Source organism: Mesorhizobium sp. M1E.F.Ca.ET.063.01.1.1 (assembly GCF_003998155.1).
Taxonomy (GTDB): Bacteria; Pseudomonadota; Alphaproteobacteria; order Rhizobiales; family Rhizobiaceae; genus Mesorhizobium.
The window spans coordinates 1-1,503 of record NZ_RZSC01001081.1 but is presented as its reverse complement, the minus strand read 5'-3'; the positions used below and the strand labels follow the sequence as shown (position 1 = coordinate 1,503).

Genomic DNA, 1,503 nt, shown 5'->3' with positions numbered 1-1,503 from the left:
GACGTAGGCCCCGCGCGTTGACATTACAATGACGGGCGGACGCTTTGTGGAACTGACGCCGCTTAGCTTCCGATATGGCGCCGGCCGCCTCGCGCCTGCGCCAGCTCGACCTGGCGATGCCGCTCGGCGTAGCGGGCGCGGTCTTCTTCCGAGCGCGCCTCGAAGCAATGCGGGCATGAGATGCCGATGACATATTTCGGCGAAAGCCGATCCTCGACGGTGAGCGGATGCCGGCAGGCACGGCACAACTCGGCATCACCTTCGGCCAGCCCATGCGACACGGAAACCCGCTCGTCGAAGACGAAACACTCGCCCTGCCACAGGCTCTCTTCGGCCGGCACCTCTTCGAGATATTTCAGGATGCCGCCCTTGAGATGGAAGACTTGGCCGAAGCCAAGCGACTTCACATAGGCCGTCGCCTTCTCGCAGCGAATGCCGCCGGTGCAGAACATCGCCACCTTGCGGCCTTCGAGCTCATCGCGGTGCTGCTCGACCCAGGCCGGGAACTCGCGAAAGCTGGCGGTTTTCGGATCGACGGCGCCCTTGAAGGTGCCGATCGACACCTCGTAGGCGTTGCGCGTGTCGATCACCAATGTATCGGCGTCCGAGATCAGCGAATTCCAGTCGGCCGGCGCGACATAGGTGCCGGCGCTGGTCGCGGGGTCGAGATCGTCGACGCCCATGGTGACGATCTCGCGCTTCAGCCGCACTTTCATGCGGTGGAACGGCATGTCGGCGGCGGCGCTGTATTTGACCTCCAGCCCGGCAAGCCCTTCGATCGCCTGGAGGTGGTCGATCAGCGCCGAAATCGCTTCCTCGCTGCCGGCGACCGTGCCGTTGATGCCCTCATGCGCCAGAAGCAGCGTGCCCTTGATGCCGCGCTCGAGGCAAAGGGCGGCAAGCGTCGCGCGCAGGGCTTCGATGCCGTCGAGCCGGGCAAACTTGTAAAGCGCGGCGACGCGAACCGGCTGAATATCCGTGCTTGTTGTCATGGCCATGCCACTAAACCGTGCTGAAAGCGGTTTCAAGGCAGAGCCAGTGAACGGCCCGCCGCGTGACATCGCGACACGCCCTGGCTTCGTGGACTTGGGTTACCCCTTCTGCTAATCGGTTGAAATCGATCGCAATGGAGAACAGCGAATGACCAGCAAGACCGAAAAGCTCCTGTCGCTTCTCAATGGTCAACCTGTCATCCCGGTGCTCAAGATCGCCAATGTCGCCGACGCCGTGCCGCTCGCCCGTGCTCTGTCGCGCGGCGGCTTGAGGGCGATCGAGATTACGCTGCGCACAGCCGACGCCCTGGAAGCGATCCGCCGCGTCGCGGCCGAGGTCGAGGACGCGATCGTTGGCGCCGGCACCATTCTCGATGCCAGGCAATTCGACGAGGCAGCCGCCGCCGGCTCGAAATTCATCGTCAGCCCCGGCATCACCAGCCAGCTTCTGGACACGGCGAAGGGCAGCCCCGTGCCGCTGCTGCCCGGCGCCATCACGCCGGGTGAGATC

Annotated in this window: 1 protein-coding gene and 1 pseudogene; one reads left to right on the top strand and one right to left on the bottom strand. The window is 64.4% G+C overall.

All coding sequences use genetic code 11. The annotated features are described in order from the left end of the window. Positions 1 to 62: 62 nt before the first annotated feature. Positions 63 to 992: a rhodanese-related sulfurtransferase gene (locus tag EOA29_RS36205; RefSeq protein WP_126092150.1), complete on the bottom strand. Its 930-nt coding sequence runs from the start codon at positions 990 to 992 to the stop codon at positions 63 to 65. A 148-nt stretch (positions 993 to 1,140) separates the two neighbouring features. Between EOA29_RS36205 and EOA29_RS36200 the strand changes: the two are divergent. Then, positions 1,141 to 1,503 (top strand): annotated as a pseudogene (locus tag EOA29_RS36200) (keto-deoxy-phosphogluconate aldolase); the annotation flags it as partial.